The organism is Nonomuraea longicatena (assembly GCF_039525605.1).
GTDB classification, from domain to species: domain Bacteria; phylum Actinomycetota; class Actinomycetes; order Streptosporangiales; family Streptosporangiaceae; genus Nonomuraea; species Nonomuraea longicatena.
The window spans coordinates 1-15,287 of sequence record NZ_BAAAHQ010000001.1; the positions used below are offsets into that span (position 1 = coordinate 1).

The window sequence follows — 15,287 nt, forward strand, 5'->3', positions numbered from 1 at the left end:
GACGCGACGCCCGCGCGGACCCGGGCACCCGCCGAGCCGGCCGTCCGGGCCGGAACCGGGACCTCGCCCGCGCGCGGCCGGGGCGACGGCCCCAGGGTCCCCCGTCTGCGGGTCTCCAGGCAGTCCCCGGACTGCGGCCCCACACCCACCACCCTGCCCGCGGGCAACACCGCGTTGCTGCTGCTGGCGGTGCTGGCCGTGCCGTGCGTGGTCGGCTCGGTGGTCTACCCCTCGCTGACCGTCGGCATCACGGCCCTGCTCGTCGTGCTGATCCGGACGATCTGGATCAACCACTGGATGGTCAAGAACCGCTCGGCCAAGCGCACCCGGGTGCTGCTGCGGGTCCTGCTGTTCCCGTTCGCCTTCGCCGGCGGTACGGTCTCCGCCCTCGTGTGGCCGGTCGCGCCGGTCGCCGTGGCCGCCGGAGGGGCGTTGTGGCTGACGGGCGGCGGCGAGTTCGGCCAGGACTGGTGGCAGCAGGCCGCCCCGGTCACGGCGGCAGGAGTGGTGTTCGGGGTGCTGTGCGGCGCCATCGTGGGCAGGGAGATCGAGCGGGTGGGCGCCAGGCTGCCGCAACTGCGCCGGGAGGGGCTGCGGGCGCTGGCGGTGCTGGGCGGCTTCGTCGCGTTGTGCGCGGCCGCCGTACGAGCGATCTCGTTGTTGCTGTGAGGCGCGCCCGGTGGGATGAGCGCCGGTGGGGTGAGCGCCGGTGGGGTGAGCGCCGTGCGGCGCGTCCGTGGTGAGCGCCCGGTCAGGGCAGGGAACGGCGCGAGGCGGACAGCGTCAGCCGGTCCGCCTCGTGTTCGGGTCTTCGGGAGTCAGTTGTCGCGGCGGGAGAAGCGGTTGAAGATGCGCTCTCCGGCGTTGACCGCGCCCTCGGCCACGTCGCGCAGGACGCCGATGAACGGGTCCTGCGACTCCGACCACGACCGGCGGTAGGACTCGGCGGCCGCCTTGACCTCGTCGGTGACCTTGGCGTCGGCGTCGTTCTCGCGGCGCGGGTAGTCGCCGGCCACGATGCGGTCGTACTCGCCGCTACGCTGCCATTTGTCCAGCTCGGCCACGCGCACCACGGCGAACGGGTGGGTGGTGCCGAGCAGGTTGAGCACCTTGAGGAAGCCGTCACGCAGGTCGCCCGCCGTGTCGTACTCCTGGTACTGGGCGAGGAACGCCTCGATGTTCATCTCGCTGGTGTAGTCGCCGCCGGCCAGCTTCATCAGCGCGCGCTTGGCCGCCTCGGGGTTCTGGCTGGTGAGCAGGCCGCCCCGGTCGGAGGACAGTTCGGACTTGCGGTACCACTCCTCCAGACCGGCGACGATCGCCCGCAGGCCGATGTAGCCGAGCGGGATCCACGCCACGCGGGTGGCGAGGCGGGTGAGGATGTCGAGCATGGTGCGGTAGACGGCATGGCCGGACAGCACGTGGGCGGTCTCGTGGCCGATGACGAAGCGCTGCTCCTCCTCGTTCATGAGGTTGAGCAGGCCGGTGGTGACGACGATGAACGGGTCGTCGAAGCCGATGGCCTTGGCGTTGACCGTGGGATCCTGCTGCACGTAGATCTCGGGGATGCGGTGCAGGTCGAGGATGTAGGCGGCGTCGCGGCCCATGTCGTAGAGGGAGCGGAACTGCGTCTCGCTCACGCGAACGGCCGAGGCGAGGTACATCAGGCGCAGGCGGCGCTCACTCACCAGGCCGGACATCTGCTTGAGAACCGTGTCGAACCCACTCAACTTGCGCAGAGCGACCAGCGCGGACCGGTCTGCGGGGTGTTCATAGGCACGAGACGAGATGCCGGGTAGCTGGATGCGGTTGCGATCCGGGGTGGTCGTCATGCCCGGCATGCTACGTCGGCCGGATGGCCGATGCGCGGTTCCTTGGCAAGGGGGTGCCGGGAGGTTGTCCAACCTTGGCGCGTAAGGTCCATTTCATGATGAACGCGCCCCAAGTCCAGGGAAAGCGCCGGGTGGGCGTGATGGGCGGCACCTTCGACCCCATCCACCACGGGCACCTGGTCGCCGCCAGTGAGGTGGCCCACCACTTCGATCTGGACGAGGTGGTTTTCGTGCCGACGGGGCGGCCGTACCAGAAGTCCTCGCGCGAGGTGAGCGCCCCGGAGGACCGGTATTTGATGACGGTCATCGCGACCGCGTCCAACCCGCGCTTCTCCGTCTCCCGGGTCGACGTGGACCGGCCGGGGCCGACGTACACGATCGACACGCTGCGCGACATCGCCGAGGTCTACGGGCACGAGGCCGAACTGTTCTTCATCACCGGCGCGGACGCGCTGGAGGCCATCCTGGGCTGGCAGAGTGCCGACGAACTGTTCGAGCTCGCGCACTTCGTCGGCTGCACCCGGCCCGGGCACACGCTGCACGACCCGGGGCTGCCCGAGGGCAAGGTCACGCTGCTGGAGATCCCCGCGCTGGCGATCTCCTCCTCCGAGTGCAGGCAGCGCGTGGGCAAGGGCGAGCCCATCTGGTACCTCGTGCCCGACGGCATCGTGCAGTACATCGGGAAGAGGGATCTTTACCGGGTGAGGTAACCCCGGACCGGGGTCGGTCCGATGTTGTGTGCGTGGCCGACGATGTGCTCGACGGGATCGAGCTGAACGAACAGCCCTGGTTCAGACACGACGCCGAAGTGACCGCCACCGGCCTGCTCGCCATGATCGGGCGGTTGCCCGTGCTGGTGCGCGAGTGCCTGGTGGTGAGCTGGCGGACCAGCCGCCTCGACTCCATGGTGAGCTTCGGCAGCACGGTGCTGTCCGCGCTCTGCACCGCCTTCGGCCTGCTGGCCACCACGGACGTGCTCAGCCGGCTCTTCTCCTCGGTGCCGACCGCCGAGCGACTGGTGGCGGCGCTGCCCGCCATCGGCGCCGTGGTCGGTGCGATGGTGCTGAGGTCGGCCTTCTCCGAGGTGGGCTCATGGGCGCGGGCGCGGCTGGATCCGCTGCTGTCGCAGGCGGTGGACGAGGAGGTGGTCGCGCTGACCACCCGGGTGGAGCTGGCCGCCTTCGACGATCCGGACTTCCACGACCAGGTTCAGCGGGTCTCGATGACCTCGCGGGGGCCGACGATGCTGCTCTGGGCCGTTCACGCCACCATTAGCGGATTTACCGGTCTTTTAGCGATTTCTGGGGCTTTGGGGGTTCTGCATCCCGTGCTGCTGCCCCTGATCCTGCTCGCGGCCGTCCCCAGCACCTGGGCCTCCATCCGGTCGGCCCGCGTCGGCTACCGCACCAGTACCGGCGTCGCCGCCGCCAGACGGCGCAGGAACGTCCTGGACAACCTCATGACCCAGCGGCCCGCCGCCGCCGAGATCCGCTCCTACACCATGCGCTCCCACCTGCTCGCCGAGTTCGGCCGCATCTACCGGTGGATCACCGCCTACGAGCTCAGGGCCGTCAGGAAGCAGCAGCTCACCGGTATCTGGGGCGACGTGTTCGGCGGTCTCGCCACCGGGCTCGTGTACACCGCGCTCGGGCTGCTGCTGTGGAGCGGGCAGGTCGAGCTGGCCGTGGCGGCGACCGCCGTACTGGCCATCCAGCGGGCCGGATCGGCGACCGGGCAGGCGCTGCACGGGGTCAACCAGGCCTACGAGGCCGGGTTGTTCTACGAGGACTATCTCCGCTTCCGCGCCGAGGCGGGGGACCGTGCCGAGGCGACGGGGCACCGCGCCCCGCCCGCCGACGCCGACCGGATCGTCGTCGAGGACGTCACCTTCGCCTACCCCACCGCCGACGAGCCCGCGTTGTCGGGGGTCAGCGTGCGCGTCTCACCCGGCGAGGTCGTCGCGCTCGTCGGCGGGAACGGCTCGGGCAAGACCACCCTCGCGAAGATCATCAGCGGCCTGTACCTGCCCGGCCAGGGCACCGTGACCTGGGGCGGCGTCTCCCACCAGGACATCGACCGGGCCCGGCTGCGGGAGCGGATCGCGGTCATCGCCCAGGACTTCACCCACTGGCCCTTCACCGCCGGCCAGAACATCGCCATCGGCCGCCACGACTCGGGCAGGAGTCTGGAGGAGGCCCTGGCCGCCTCTGGCGCCTCGGACGTCGTCACCCGCCTCGCCCACGGTCTCGATACCATGCTCGACCCCTCCTACCGGGGCGGCACCGACCTGTCGGGCGGTCAGTGGCAGCGCATCGCCGTGGCCAGAGGGCTCTACCGCGACGCGCCCCTGCTCGTCTGCGACGAGCCCACCGCCGCCCTCGACGCCCGCTCCGAGCACGCAATCTTCGAGACCATCAGGCGCCACGCCGCCCAGCGGACCGTCCTGATGATCACCCATCGGCTGGCCAGCGTACGGTGGGCCGACCGCATCTACGTGCTGGAGAACGGCAAGGTGGCCGAAGAGGGCACCCACGCGTCGCTGATGGCGCGGAAGGGTATCTACGCCGAGATGTTCACTCTGCAGTCGAGGGCCTATACGGAGGAAGGGTAGTCTCGTAGGTAGCCCATAGAGGAGGACTGACCCGCATCGTGACCGCATCCGACAGAGCCGTCCAGCTCGTCAAGATCGCCGCGGAGGCCGCGGCCGACAAGCTGGCCGATGACATCCTCGCCTATGACGTGAGCGAGCAACTCGTCATCACCGACGCCTTCCTGCTGTGCTCCGCCACCAACGACCGCCAGGTCCGTTCCATCGTCGACGAGATCGAGGAACGCCTGCGCGTCGAGGCCGACGTCAAGCCGGTCCGCCGCGAGGGCGAGCGCGAGGGCCGCTGGGTCCTGCTCGACTACATCGACATCGTCGTGCACGTCCAGCACGAAGAGGACCGCACCTTCTACGCCCTTGAGCGCCTCTGGAAGGACTGCCCGGCGATCGGGCTGCCCGAGAGCGTCACCCAGGCCGGCATCCAGCGAGCCCGCGCGTGAGCAGACGCCTCGTCTGTCTGCGCCACGGGCAGACCCTGTGGAACGTCGAGCACCGCTTCCAGGGGCACAGTGACATCCCCCTCGACGAGACCGGCCTCGCCCAGGCGGCGCGGTCGGCCTCTCTGCTCGCGTCCCTGCGTCCCACGCTGATCGTGTCGTCCGACCTGAAGCGGGCCAACGACACCGCGCGCGCGCTCGGCCGGATCGTCGGCCTCGACGTGGCCGTCGACGAGGACCTGCGCGAGCGCAGCGGCGGCGCCTGGGAGGGGCTCACCCGCTCCGAGATCGCCGAGGGCTGGCCGCAGGAGTTCGTCGCCTGGGATCCGCCCGGAGGCGAGGCCGTCGCCGACGTGGCGGCCCGCGTCTCCACCGCCGTACGCCGGTGGGCGGCCAAGCTCGACGACGACGGGCTGCTGGTCGTCGTCTCCCACGGGGCGGCGCTGCGGCTCGGCATCTGCGAGTTGCTCGGGCTGCCCCAGGAGCTGTGGTCCGCTGTGGGCGGGCTCGGCAACTGCAGCTGGTCCGTGCTGGAGGAGGGGCGCAGAGGGTGGCGGCTCCTTGAGCACAACGCCGGAACCCTCCCCGAGCCCGTCAACAGCGACGACAGCGTGACCTGAACGGGCGGGCGCGGTGCCCCGTCTTCGGCTGATTATGCGAATCAGGCGGATGGTTATATGCTTCCGGAGCGCCGCGCGGTTCGGGCGGCGGATCAGGGGCTATGGCGCAGTTGGTAGCGCGCCTCCATGGCATGGAGGAGGTCTGGGGTTCGAATCCCCATAGCTCCACTCGTTCTCTTTCTGCCCTTCAAGCGTTTGGCGCTTGGGGGGCTTTTTCTGTTGTCCCGGTGGGATTGCCGGAAGAAGCGATAGGACGCGAATCTCGGCCCTGGAAGACGGTGCCGATGTGAGGCGCAGACCGGGTGGATCTGCCGCATTTACCGTGAATTCTGCTTTTTACCCGCCGAGTCGGCCACGGAATCAGGTGTCGTCCAGGCACCGTAAGATCAGGCTGCGGCGCGGAAATTCCCGTAAAGCGCGGACCCAATTCTGTAATAATGGCGCCGTGACACCGTTCCGTTCAGTTGCGGCATATGCCACACAGGGGATCAGAGCCTTCGGTTTAGGCGTCATCGGAAATGGATTCGCGGACAGGTCGGAAAAGGGGGTTCCGCTTTTCGACGTGACAATCTGCGCGGAACGCCCCGGCCTGGTCCACACGGATCTCGACCTTCCGGTCAGGGTCGGCTCGGGGCTCGAAGCGATGGCGGGCGCGGACGTCGTCATCCTGCTCCCGCCGGACAAGGTGCCGCTGTCGATCACGCCCGCGCTGCGCGAGGCGCTGACCGCCGCCCACGGCAGAGGCGCGATCATCCTCGCGGCCTGCACCTCCACGTATCTGCTGGCCGCCGCAGGACTGCTCGACGGCCTGCGCGCGACCACCCACCGGTCGCTGCTCGACGACTTCGCCGCCCGCTACCCGGCGGTCACGGTCGACCGCGAGGCCTTGTACGTCGACCAGGGCGACATCATCACCGGCGTGGGCGAACCGGCCGCCGTCGACATGGGCCTGCACCTCGTACGGCGCGAGCACGGCGCCGCCGTCGCCGACATCATCGCCCGCGAGCTGACCGCCTCACCCCACCGGCACGGCGACCAGGCGCGGCACCTCGGCGGCCCGGTGCCGCCCACCACCACCGAGCGGCAGCTCGACGAGGCGATGGCGTGGGCCCGAGCCAACCTCGACCGGCGTACGTCGGTCGACGACCTCGCCGCCCGGGTGCACATGAGCCCGCGCACCTTCGCCCGCCATTTCAAGGCCGTCACCGGCACCACTCCGCATGCCTGGCTGCTCTCGCAACGGCTGAGCCACGCGGAGGAACTGCTGGAGACCACGGATCTGAAACTCGAGGAAATCAGCAGGCTCGTCGGTTACGGCTCGGTGGCCGTGCTGCGCGAGCATTTCGTCAAACACCGGGGGGTTTCTCCCCGGGCGTACCGGCAGGCGTTCAAGCTCGCCTCGGGCAGGTGAACGGGGAATCGCGGTTGGCGGGATTTCGTGGCAAACCGGCAGATTGATCGGGATCGGCGCCGGCTGCCGGCCTCGCCGACCGTGAGCGGTGAGCAGCCGACGCGGCCCACCGGCGGGAAGCATCCGGTGCGGGGCGGGCCTGTGGACCGCACCGGCCCGCCCCGCGCCGGGTGTCAGTCGCGCGCCGCCACCAGGTGGATGATCGAGGCCGGGCTGCTGATCCAGAAGGCCCCCGAATCCGCCGGCAGCGGCTCGACCTCGTCCCGCCTGGGCACGCCGGACTCCGCCAGGTGCCGTCCGGCGGCCGGGAGGTCGGTGGCGGTCAGCTCCAGCCAGATCTCGGCCTGGCTGGCGGTCTCGACCCGGTCGACCCAGAGCGTGTTGGCGCCGAACTCGAAGGTTGCCGTCTGGATGTCACCGTCGTATCCGGCCTCGATCTCGGGCAGCCCGACGACGTCGCGGTAGAACGCGACGGTCGACTCCCACTGGTGGGTGGGCACCTTCATCGCGATGTTGCGCCCGCCGGACAGGCCCGCGCTGCGGCTCCCGTACGCGGCGCGCAGCTCCCGGAATCGCTCGTCGAACCGCGGCGCCTGCCGCTCCTCCAGGTCTGCGGCCAGGAGGTCGAGGTAGGTGTGCCAGCCCGCGCCGTACTCGACGGGACCGGCGTCGTCGAGCCGGTCGTGGTCGAGGACCAGGCGGGTGCCGCCCTCGGCGGGCTCCAGGGTGATGCGCAGCCGGGAGTCGCCCTCGCCGGGGTAGTGCCAGTCGAGCTCCAGCAGCCGCTCCGGCTCCCAGGCGGTGACCGTGCAGGTGGCGCGCACGCCGGGCTCCATGCCGAGCGTGAACGTCGCGCCCGGCCCGGGGGCGCCGCTCTCGACCGGGCCGAGCCAGCGGGCCAGCCGCTCGGGCTCGGTCCACATCGCCCAGACCCGGGCGGGCGGGGCCTTGAGGACCCGGTCCAGGTGTACGGCGCCGCGGGTGAGGCTGCCCAGCTGTCCTGTGATCATCTTTCCTCCTCCAGCTCGCGCTCCAGGGCGTCGAGCTTGTCGTTCCAGAATCTGGCCTGCCGGTCGGCCCATGAGGCGATCTCGGCCAGCCGTTCGGGCTGGAGCCGGTAGACGCGCCTTGCGCCGTCCACCCGGCTGGTGACCAGCCCGCTGTCGCGGAGCACCTTGAGGTGTTTGGAGGTGCCCGACTGCTGCACCCCGAACTGCTCCTGGGCGCGGTCCGCGAGTTCGCCCGCGCTGCGCTCGCCGTGGGCGAGCGCCTCGACCAGCCGACGCCGGACGGGGTCGGCGACCGCTTGGAAGACGTCCATGGCTCTATTGTCGTCATCAGTCATATGACTGTCAAGCAATATATCCAGCTAGACGGCCTGTGGCCGTCCTGGAGGAAATCCGAAGAGGGCGGAGGCACTGTGTCTCCCATGACGACGACCACCACGCGCTTCGCCGACATCCGACCGGCCTTCGAGGCCTACGTCGGCGACATCAACTACGCCACCATGACCACCGTCGACAGCAAGGGCAGGCCGCGCGCCAGGGTCCTCATCCCCGTCTGGGAGGTCGTGGACGGCGACCCGCTCGGCTGGCTGGCCACCTACAAGACCCCGGTCAAGGCCGCCCACCTGGCAGGGAACCCGCACACGACCTTCTCCTACTGGACACCGCGCCAGAACGCGGTGAGCCTCGACACCGTCGCCGCGTGGGTCGAGGACCCGGACGTCAGAAGACACGTCTGGGACCTGTACCGGACGGGCAGCCCGAAGGGCGCCGGATACAACCTGGGCAACTTCTGGACCGGCCCCACCGACCCGAAGCTGCACGTGCTGCGCCTTGAGCCGTGGCGGGTCCAGGTGATCCGCGGTGCCGACCTCGACAGCCGCATCTGGCTCCGTGAGAGCTTGTCCTAGGCCCTTGACCAGTGCCGCTCGGGTCGGAAGGCTCAGGGTATGACGGTGACAGTGCGCGCGTTCGCCTCCGGGGACGAGGAACTTCTGCTTGAGGTCTGGAACGCCAGCCTGCCCGGCGACCCGACCACGATGGCGTGGGTGCGGGACTGCGTCCTGCTCGATCCCAACTTCGACCCCGAGGGTCTGCGCGTCGCCGTCGCCGACGGGCGGGTCGTCGGGTGCGCCTACGCCGTACGGCGGCTCATGCCGCTCGCGCCGGGTACCGGGCTCGACCCGGAGACCGGGTGGATCCCGTTCTTCTTCGTGGCCCCCGAACACCGGGGCGGCGGCCTCGGCAGACGGCTGCTCACCGAGGCGCTCGACTTCCTGCGCGGGCACGGCCGCACCCGGATCGACTTCGGCTCCTACACCCCCCACTACGTGTGGCCGGGGGTGGACGCCGCGCTCTATCCCGACGGGTTCGGGCTGCTGCGCGACCTCGGCTTCCGCCCGGTGGACACGCCCGTGGCCATGGACCGCACCCTCGTCGGCTACATGATGCCGCCGGAGGTGCGTGACCTGCTGGCCAAGCGCGAGAGCGACGGGTACGTGTTCGGGCGCCCGGCCGTCGGCGACCTGCCCGAGCTGATCAGGTTCGCGGCCGAGCGGTTCAACCCCGACTGGGGCGAGGCGATCAGGGCCCACCGCGACCCCGAGCGCATGGTCCTCGCGCGCAGCCCGGAGGGACGGCTGGCCGGGTTCGCCCTCTACGCCGCCTACCGGGGCATCGCCGAGCGGTTCGGGCCCTTCGGCGTCGACGAGCGCGAGCGGGGCACCGGCCTCGGCAAGGTCATCCTGCACCTGGCCATGACCCGGATGCGGGCCGAGGGCCTGCACTCGTCGTGGTTCCTGTGGACGGGGGAGTGCAGCCCCGCGGGCAACCTCTACACGCGGGCGGGCTACCACGTCACCCGCCGCTTCCACATGATGCGCTGGGAGGGCTGAGACACGGCAACGGCGCCCCGTCGACCTTCCAGGCGGTCAACGGGACGCCGTTGCGGGGGGTGCCCCGCCTCTTCGCGTGGCGCCTTGGAGGCCGTCAGCGCGGGTCGGCGGGGGGCGGGAGGGTGGCTTCGCCGTGGTCCTTCACGAGGGTGTGTCCCGGAACCTCGGCGGAACGCACCCCGAGGTCAGCTGAAGACCACGTCACTGCAGGAGTAGAACGCCTCGGGGCTGTCGTTGCGCTGCTGGACCACATAGATCAGGTGGCGGCCGGTCCTGGCCGGGATCTGCGCGTCCATCCGGTACGACCCGCCCGACAGGGCCGGGTCGGTCTCGCGGTGGAACGGCGTGGCCTCCAGGTCCGACCACTTGAGCGGCTGCGCCGGGTTGTAGCCGGGCTTGGTGATGTACAGCTCGAAGGTGCTGCGGTGCGGCGCGGTCGCCCTGAAGTCGAAGCTGAACGGGCCGCTCTTGATGTGGGTGGCGGGCCAGTCCGCGCGGGCCTGGTCGAAGCCCCGGTACTTGTCGCGTCCGGCGCTGCACAGCTTCCCGTCGGGGATGCGCTCGCGGTGGCGGCCGTTCACATCGCCGATGTTGACCTCGTTCCAGTCGTAGAGCGGCTGGGTGCCGCCAAGCTGGACGGTGGCCTTGCAGACGTCGGTCCTGGGGCTCTCCGGGCCCTCCTGGAAGCAGAACATGGTCCGGCTCGCCGGGTTGTTCATGGTGCCGTGCGCACTCGCCGCGCTGGGGAGGAGGGTCAGCGCGAGCAGGGCGGGGGCGGCCATGGAGGCGGCAACAGTCAACGTGCGGGTGATCTGCATAGAAATCACCATGGACCATCAAAAAGCATGAAATATAGTACTTAAACCGTCGTTAAGGTCTACTTAGGGTCCTTTTCAGCGCCGGGTTTCTCAGCCAGATCTGCACCTGCGCGCCGCCCAGCGACGAGGTGTCCACTCGCAGCCAGCCGCCCGTCGACTCGGCCAGGCGGCGGGCGATGTCCAGGCCGAGTCCCGTCGAACCGGCGCCGCTGGCCCCCCGCTGCAGCGCCGTCTCCGGGTCGTGGATGCCGGGCCCGCCGTCCGCGATCAGGATGCCCACCGAGTCCTTGCCCTCGTGCAGCGCGACGCTGAACGCGGTCCCCTCCGGCGTGTGCCTGAACACGTTGCCGAGCAGCGCGTCCACCGCCGCCCCCAGCTCACTCGCCGGTACGGTCACCCGCACCGGCAGCGTCGCCCCGACCAGCTCCCACGGCCGCTGCTGGTCCTCCGCCAGCGCCGACCAGAACGTCAGCCGGTCGCGCAGCACCTCCGCCGCGTCGCACGAGGTCGCCGCCCGCGACGGCTTGCGCGCCGCCGCGATGATCGCGTCCACCTCGTTCTCCAGCCGCGCCAGCGCCTGCCTGCTCTGCTCCGCCTGCGGCCCGAGCTGGTCGAGGCTCAGCTTGAGCGCGGCCAGCGGCGTCCGCAGCCGGTGGGACAGGTCCGCCGCCAGCTCCCGCTCGGCCGCCAGCAACTGCGTGACCCGGTTGGCCATCGCGTTGAACGCCGTGGCCGCCGCCACCAGCTCGGGCGGACCGTCCGGGTGGATGCGCTCGCCCAGATCGCCTTTGCCGAGCGCGGTCGCCGCGCTGCCGAGCCGCCGCGCGGCGCGCACCACGCGGGCGCCCAGCCGGTCGCCCACCATCACCGAGCCCGCCGTCATCATCAGCGCCAGCACCGTCAGCACCGCCCACGAGGCGAACACGCCCCGGTTCAGGTCGGCCGCCGGGACGAACACCTCGACCACCGCGCTCCTCGTCGCGTCCAGCGCGACGGGCCGCAGCAGCACATACCCCGAGGGCAGCTCGATGGTGCTCGCCCTGGTCTGCGCGGCGGCCTTGGCGATCTCCGCCTCCGGTGCCCGGCTGGTGCCGGAGACCGCCGTCCCGCTCACGTGCACGGCCAGCAGTCCCCGGCGGGCGGCCGCCGTCCGGGCCGCCGCGAGCGCCAGATCGGCCTCCTTCGTGCTCAGCGCGAGCACCGGCACCAGCGACGAAGCCTGCCGTTCCGCCTCGGCCAGCGCCCTGCTCTGCGCCGTCTCCTTGACGACCAGCGCGAGCGGCACCAGGAACGACAGCGCCACCATCGAGGTGACGGCCACCATGAGGACCGCCAGCGTCCTTCTCATCGCGGAGCGGACAACATGACACCGACACCGCGCACGGTGTGCAGGTACCGGGGGCTGGAGGCGCTCTCACCGAGTTTTCGGCGTAACCACGACAGGTGCACGTCGATGGTCTGGTCGTCGCCGTACGCCTGCCGCCAGACCTCGCTCAGCAGCTCCTTGCGGGTGACCACGCGGTCGGCACGCGCCGCCAGGTAGGCGAGCAGGTCGAACTCGCGCCTGGTCAGCGACAGCGGGCTGCCGTCCAGCCCGGCCTCGCGCCTGCTCACGTCCACGACCAGCCCGCCGACGAACAGCAGTTGCGGTACGGGCGCCGAGCGCGCCCGCCGCAGCACCGCGTCCAGCCGGGCGCCGAGGTGGTCGCCGGAGAACGGCTTGACCAGGTAGTCGTCGGCGCCAGCCTCCAGCAGCCGGACGATCTCCGCCTCGTCGTCGCGCGCCGTGGCCACGATGACGGGCACGTCCGAGATCCCCCGGATCATCCGCAGCGCCTCGGAACCGTCCAGATCGGGCAGGCCGAGGTCGAGGACGACGGCGTCGGGCGGGCGCTGCGCGATCTCCCGCAGCGCGTCGAGGGCACAGCCCGCGCTGCGGACGGCATGCTGCCGGCGGTCGAGCTCGCGAATCATCGCCGATCTGACGAACTCATCATCTTCGACTACGAGTACCGTCGCCATGCCGCATAACCGTACATAATTCAACCCATGCGGCGAACCCTAAGATACGTTGCGCTCTGGCTGGGGGCGACGGCCGTGGCGGTCTCCGTCTCGTGGCTCGGGGTGCGGGACGTGCTGCGTCAGGAGTTCGTCGACGACGTCGCGGTACGGCCCGCCGCCACCGCCCCCGCCGCAGCCAGGACCGTCGCCGACCGCAACGAGGCGACGATGACCCAGGCCAGCCCGGTGCCGCGCCGTGCCGCCAAGAAGACGCCCGGCCCGGCCCCCACCGCCGACGTCGAGGTGCTCACCGTGAAGGGCGGCGAGGTCGCCTTCACGATCGGTGCCAAAGGGTGCAGGCTGGAATCGGCCACTCCCAAGAGCGGGTACACGGCCAAGGTCAACGGCACCGACGGGTGGATCAGGGTCGATCTCGTCCAGGGCGCGCACGGCTCGTCGGTGTTCTGCATCTCGCACGAGCGGCGCACCGACACCTGGGAGTTCTGACGATCGATCACTGTCGGAGGTACTCTTCTGCCTCGGCCAGGCGATCTTCGGAGAAGACCCTGATGCCGTTGAGCTCGAACAGCGCCGCCGTGACGCCGTCGCCCGGGGTGCGGCGGCCCTGGAAGGTGCCGTCGTGGATCGCCAGCGACCCGCACGACGGGCTGCCCTCCTTCAGCACGGCCAGCCGTACGCCGAAGGACCGGGCGCGGGCGAGCGCCGCCTGCGCGCCCGCGAGGAACTCGGCCGTCACGTCGGAGCCGTCGGCCGCGAGCACGCGCGCGGCCCCGGACAGCACGGCCGCGCCACCGGCGCCGCCCTCGATCTCGGCGGCCGGGCGCGGGATGGGCAGGCCGCCCTCGACCTCGGGGCAGAAGACCACCAGACGGCCCTCTTCGCGCCAGCGGGCCAGGATCGCGTCGGAACTGGTCTTGGCGCGGCCGTCGAAGCGCACCTTGCGGCCCATCAGGCACGCGCTGACGAGGATGCGTTCCACGCTCCGATCCTATGCGCGCGCCTTTCCCGCGCACGAACGGGCACCCCGGCTCGGACGGCGTTCTTGAGCGAGGTCGGGATGCCTTTCCCGACTACGCGCAGGCACCCCGCGTCCGTACGCGGGGTGCCTGCGGGTCTCACTCCGCGACGGGGATGATCCGCCACCGCTGGGTCTCGGATCCGTCGGCACCGCGCAGCTTGACCTCACCACGCGGGACCACCGGACGTTCGACGTTCCAGAGCAGGTCGTGGTTGGGCGCCTTGATGACGAACGTGCCGTCGCCGGCCGGGTGGATGGCCCACGTCTCCGCCGCCCGGCCGGTGACGACCGGCTCGCCCTCGCGGGTGGCGTTCGCACGGGCGAAGTCACCCAGGCCGACGTTCTTGATGGTGAAGCCCGGCTCGGCGCGGGTGATCTCCCATAGCGCGAACGGGCCGGGGTTCTCCAGGGTGCTCGCGACGAACACGGTCTCGCCCGGCCGGTAGGCCCTGGCGACGGTGTGCGAGGCGGCGTTGACGATCCGGTACGTGCCTGTGGCGGCCGGGGCCTGCCGGGCGGCCGTCTCGGCCTCGGCGGGCAGGCTGCCGGCTGTCCAAGCGGCCAGGAGCATGGCCGCGGCGATGGCCGTTCGCGCGACGCCGCCCGCCGTGAAGCGTGTCTTCCCCATGATCGCTTCCTCTCGGTAGTCGTGCATGTGCACAGAGTGAATTCTGGGGAGGGTGGGGGGCGGTGGCAAGGAGTCCGGCGGGTACGGAACCGGTCGCCTCCGGCAAGGCGGATCTCACTTCCGGGTCGCGTGTGGCGGTGGTGGTGAACGCGCGAGGGGCGGGGCTGGGTGGCGGTGGTGAGCGCGCGAGGGACCGAGGCCGGGCGGCGGTAGCCTTTTGCGCGATGAACACCATCGTCGCGACCGTCGTGATCTCCCTCGCCTCGCTGCTCGCGCTGGTCAGCCTGATCGGCGCCTTCCGTGGCCGGGCCATGGGCATGGTCCTGCTCGTCGGCTTCGGCCTGCTGGAACTCGCCGTCCTCGTCCTGCTCGGGTTCGCGATCGTCGCCGTCGCGGGTGGAGAGGGCGCGCACGTGTCCAAGGGCACGCTCTTCGGCTACCTCGTCGGCCAGGCGCTCATCCCGCCCGCCGGCGTCCTGCTCGCGCTCGCCGAGCGCAGCCGGTGGGGGACGGCGACCCTGGTCGTGGCCGGGTTCGCCGTCGCGGTCATGACCGGGCGGCTGCTGCAGATCTGGCAGGGCCAGTGAGCGCGCCCATCGGCACCGGTCCCGGCCGGTTGCTGATCGCCCTCTACGGACTGTTCGCCGTGGCCGCCGGGTCGCGGGCGGTCGTGCAGATCGCCGGGCGCTTCGCCGAGGCGCCGCTGGCGTACACGCTGTCGGCCTTCGCCGCCGTCGTGTACGGGCTGCTCACCGTCGCGCTGTGGCGCGGGATGCGGGGGCTCGCGCTGGTGTCGCTGGGTATCGAGCTCGCGGGCGTGCTGGTCATCGGCACCGTGAGCCTGCTCGCCCCCGCGGCCTTCCCCCACGACACGGTCTGGTCGGTGTACGGCAAGGGCTATCTGTTCATCCCGCTCGTGCTTCCGCTCGTCGGCCTCTACTGGCTGCTGCGGCGCCGCTGAGCGCCTCCCGGGGTGAGGAATCCCACTTCGGGCGTC

Annotated in this window: 18 protein-coding genes, 1 tRNA gene and 1 pseudogene; 12 read left to right on the forward strand and 8 right to left on the reverse strand. The window is 70.9% G+C overall.

From position 1 onward, the window contains the following. Positions 1-669: pseudogene (locus tag ABD120_RS00005) on the forward strand (serine/threonine protein kinase); the annotation flags it as partial. Positions 670-818: 149 nt separating this feature from the next. On the opposite strand, the gene ABD120_RS00010 reads toward ABD120_RS00005, so the two are convergent. Then, positions 819-1,841 (reverse strand): M48 family metallopeptidase, encoded by a 1,023-nt coding sequence (locus tag ABD120_RS00010; protein ID WP_343947487.1) that lies wholly within the window; start codon positions 1,839-1,841, stop codon positions 819-821. Positions 1,842-1,927: 86 nt separating this feature from the next. Between ABD120_RS00010 and nadD the strand changes: the two genes are divergently transcribed. The 6 genes from nadD (at position 1,928) to ABD120_RS00040 (ending at position 6,905) form a co-directional block, all read left to right on the forward strand. Beyond that, complete coding sequence (gene nadD / locus ABD120_RS00015; protein WP_343947488.1) at positions 1,928-2,542, forward strand: nicotinate-nucleotide adenylyltransferase; 615 nt, start codon at positions 1,928-1,930, stop codon at positions 2,540-2,542. 32 nt (positions 2,543-2,574) lie between these two features. Beyond that, positions 2,575-4,443, forward strand: a complete 1,869-nt coding sequence (locus ABD120_RS00020) for an ABC transporter ATP-binding protein (RefSeq protein ID WP_343947489.1) — start codon at positions 2,575-2,577, stop codon at positions 4,441-4,443. 38 nt (positions 4,444-4,481) lie between these two features. Further along, positions 4,482-4,877, forward strand: coding sequence for a ribosome silencing factor (rsfS, locus tag ABD120_RS00025; protein WP_343947490.1), 396 nt, complete (start codon positions 4,482-4,484; stop codon positions 4,875-4,877). Then, the gene (locus ABD120_RS00030) at positions 4,874-5,494 is read left to right on the forward strand and encodes a histidine phosphatase family protein (RefSeq protein ID WP_343947491.1); all 621 of its coding nucleotides are present in this window, start codon (positions 4,874-4,876) and stop codon (positions 5,492-5,494) included. Before rsfS ends, ABD120_RS00030 begins: the two co-directional genes overlap by 4 nt. A 95-nt stretch (positions 5,495-5,589) precedes the next feature. Beyond that, positions 5,590-5,662: transfer RNA gene (locus ABD120_RS00035), tRNA-Ala, on the forward strand. A 394-nt stretch (positions 5,663-6,056) separates the two neighbouring features. Continuing rightward, on the forward strand, positions 6,057-6,905 hold the full coding sequence (locus ABD120_RS00040; RefSeq protein WP_343947492.1) for a GlxA family transcriptional regulator: 849 nt from the start codon (positions 6,057-6,059) through the stop codon (positions 6,903-6,905). 173 nt (positions 6,906-7,078) lie between these two features. On the opposite strand, the gene ABD120_RS00045 is transcribed toward ABD120_RS00040, so the two are convergent. Together ABD120_RS00045 and ABD120_RS00050 are read right to left on the reverse strand one after the other, a co-directional pair. After that, positions 7,079-7,915, reverse strand: coding sequence for an SRPBCC family protein (locus tag ABD120_RS00045; protein ID WP_343947493.1), 837 nt, complete (start codon positions 7,913-7,915; stop codon positions 7,079-7,081). After that, positions 7,912-8,226, reverse strand: coding sequence for an ArsR/SmtB family transcription factor (locus ABD120_RS00050; RefSeq protein ID WP_343947494.1), 315 nt, complete (start codon positions 8,224-8,226; stop codon positions 7,912-7,914). The genes ABD120_RS00045 and ABD120_RS00050 overlap by 4 nt, the downstream gene beginning before the upstream one ends. A 108-nt stretch (positions 8,227-8,334) precedes the next feature. Between ABD120_RS00050 and ABD120_RS00055 the strand changes: the two genes are divergently transcribed. Continuing rightward, positions 8,335-8,820: a pyridoxamine 5'-phosphate oxidase family protein gene (locus ABD120_RS00055; RefSeq protein WP_343947495.1), complete on the forward strand. Its 486-nt coding sequence runs from the start codon at positions 8,335-8,337 to the stop codon at positions 8,818-8,820. Between the two features lie 39 nt (positions 8,821-8,859). Beyond that, a complete protein-coding gene (locus ABD120_RS00060; RefSeq protein ID WP_343947496.1) occupies positions 8,860-9,804 on the forward strand; it encodes a GNAT family N-acetyltransferase in 945 nt (314 codons plus the stop codon). A gap of 185 nt (positions 9,805-9,989) precedes the next feature. Here ABD120_RS00060 and ABD120_RS00065 read toward each other — a convergent pair whose 3' ends face one another. From ABD120_RS00065 to ABD120_RS00075, 3 genes are read right to left on the reverse strand one after another with little or no spacing between them, the layout of a single operon-like run. Further along, complete coding sequence (locus tag ABD120_RS00065) at positions 9,990-10,622, reverse strand: lytic polysaccharide monooxygenase auxiliary activity family 9 protein (RefSeq protein WP_343947497.1); 633 nt, start codon at positions 10,620-10,622, stop codon at positions 9,990-9,992. Between the two features lie 52 nt (positions 10,623-10,674). Beyond that, the gene (locus ABD120_RS00070; RefSeq protein ID WP_343947499.1) at positions 10,675-11,970 is read right to left on the reverse strand and encodes a sensor histidine kinase; all 1,296 of its coding nucleotides are present in this window, start codon (positions 11,968-11,970) and stop codon (positions 10,675-10,677) included. Continuing rightward, positions 11,967-12,644 (reverse strand): response regulator transcription factor, encoded by a 678-nt coding sequence (locus ABD120_RS00075; RefSeq protein ID WP_343947501.1) that lies wholly within the window; start codon positions 12,642-12,644, stop codon positions 11,967-11,969. Before ABD120_RS00075 ends, ABD120_RS00070 begins: the two co-directional genes overlap by 4 nt. Before the next feature lie 27 nt (positions 12,645-12,671). Here ABD120_RS00075 and ABD120_RS00080 point away from each other — a divergent pair, with 27 nt between their 5' ends. Continuing rightward, positions 12,672-13,130 carry a hypothetical protein gene (locus ABD120_RS00080; protein WP_343947502.1) on the forward strand — a complete coding sequence of 153 codons (459 nt, stop codon included), beginning with the start codon at positions 12,672-12,674 and terminating at the stop codon, positions 13,128-13,130. Between the two features lie 7 nt (positions 13,131-13,137). Here the strand turns inward: ABD120_RS00080 and ABD120_RS00085 are convergent, their stop codons facing one another. Both ABD120_RS00085 and ABD120_RS00090 read right to left on the reverse strand, forming a co-directional pair. Further along, complete coding sequence (locus ABD120_RS00085) at positions 13,138-13,623, reverse strand: 2-thiouracil desulfurase family protein (RefSeq protein WP_343947503.1); 486 nt, start codon at positions 13,621-13,623, stop codon at positions 13,138-13,140. Positions 13,624-13,759: 136 nt separating this feature from the next. Further along, complete coding sequence (locus ABD120_RS00090; protein WP_343947504.1) at positions 13,760-14,290, reverse strand: RICIN domain-containing protein; 531 nt, start codon at positions 14,288-14,290, stop codon at positions 13,760-13,762. A gap of 224 nt (positions 14,291-14,514) precedes the next feature. Here ABD120_RS00090 and ABD120_RS00095 point away from each other — a divergent pair, with 224 nt between their 5' ends. Continuing rightward, positions 14,515-14,877, forward strand: a complete 363-nt coding sequence (locus tag ABD120_RS00095; protein ID WP_343947505.1) for a hypothetical protein — start codon at positions 14,515-14,517, stop codon at positions 14,875-14,877. Further along, a complete protein-coding gene (locus tag ABD120_RS00100) occupies positions 14,874-15,251 on the forward strand; it encodes a hypothetical protein (protein ID WP_343947506.1) in 378 nt (125 codons plus the stop codon). Before ABD120_RS00095 ends, ABD120_RS00100 begins: the two co-directional genes overlap by 4 nt. Positions 15,252-15,287: the final 36 nt, after the last annotated feature.

Excerpts from the sequence above, each read along its gene's own strand:
- ABD120_RS00050 (WP_343947494.1), bottom strand. The coding sequence starts at position 8,226 with ATGGACGTCTTCCAAGCGGTCGCCGACCCCGTCCGGCGTCGGCTGGTC.
- ABD120_RS00045 (WP_343947493.1), bottom strand. The coding sequence starts at position 7,915 with ATGATCACAGGACAGCTGGGCAGCCTCACCCGCGGCGCCGTACACCTG.
- ABD120_RS00095 (WP_343947505.1), top strand. The coding sequence starts at position 14,515 with ATGAACACCATCGTCGCGACCGTCGTGATCTCCCTCGCCTCGCTGCTC.
- ABD120_RS00065 (WP_343947497.1), bottom strand. The coding sequence starts at position 10,622 with ATGCAGATCACCCGCACGTTGACTGTTGCCGCCTCCATGGCCGCCCCC.
- ABD120_RS00080 (WP_343947502.1), top strand. The coding sequence starts at position 12,672 with ATGCGGCGAACCCTAAGATACGTTGCGCTCTGGCTGGGGGCGACGGCC.
- ABD120_RS00075 (WP_343947501.1), bottom strand. The coding sequence starts at position 12,644 with ATGGCGACGGTACTCGTAGTCGAAGATGATGAGTTCGTCAGATCGGCG.
- ABD120_RS00010 (WP_343947487.1), bottom strand. The coding sequence starts at position 1,841 with ATGCCGGGCATGACGACCACCCCGGATCGCAACCGCATCCAGCTACCC.
- ABD120_RS00090 (WP_343947504.1), bottom strand. The coding sequence starts at position 14,290 with ATGGGGAAGACACGCTTCACGGCGGGCGGCGTCGCGCGAACGGCCATC.
- ABD120_RS00055 (WP_343947495.1), top strand. The coding sequence starts at position 8,335 with ATGACGACGACCACCACGCGCTTCGCCGACATCCGACCGGCCTTCGAG.
- ABD120_RS00070 (WP_343947499.1), bottom strand. The coding sequence starts at position 11,970 with ATGAGAAGGACGCTGGCGGTCCTCATGGTGGCCGTCACCTCGATGGTG.
- nadD (WP_343947488.1), top strand. The coding sequence starts at position 1,928 with ATGATGAACGCGCCCCAAGTCCAGGGAAAGCGCCGGGTGGGCGTGATG.
- ABD120_RS00060 (WP_343947496.1), top strand. The coding sequence starts at position 8,860 with ATGACGGTGACAGTGCGCGCGTTCGCCTCCGGGGACGAGGAACTTCTG.